The following is a 413-nucleotide window of genomic DNA, read 5'->3' on the forward strand; positions in this document are numbered from 1 at the left end:
GGTTACTGGCCACGACAACGTTGCCAACGCTGCCCGTCGCATCCGCATTGACGGTCGCGGTGTAGGTCAGCGTGTAGACACCCGGCAGCGTGCCGGCAGGCAGCGTGCAGGACAGCGCGCCGGTGCAGGCAAACGCGCCCGCATCCGTCACCGACCCAAAGGTCAGGCCGGTGCCCAGTGTGTCGGCGAGCGTCAGCACTTCGGTCGTGGCCGAATTCGCAACCGTCGCCGTCAGCGTGTAGGTCAGCGTGTCGCCAGGCGACACCTCGCTGCCGGACGCCGGGTTCGAGGTCTTGGCCACGGTGATCGAGGTCGCAACGACCGGATGCTCGGTTTCGCAGGTCGTGCACACCGGATCGGGATCGTTGCCACCAGCCGGGTTACTGGCCACGACAACGTTGCCAACGCTGCCC

Annotated in this window: 1 protein-coding gene; it reads right to left on the bottom strand. The window is 67.1% G+C overall.

Annotated features, from left to right (window positions below):
• A partial coding sequence (locus ABE487_RS17240) for an isopeptide-forming domain-containing fimbrial protein (RefSeq protein ID WP_346452926.1) occupies positions 1-413 on the bottom strand: 413 nt, incomplete at both ends.

The organism is Luteimonas sp. TWI596 (assembly GCF_039674105.1).
Taxonomy (GTDB): domain Bacteria; phylum Pseudomonadota; class Gammaproteobacteria; order Xanthomonadales; family Xanthomonadaceae; genus Luteimonas.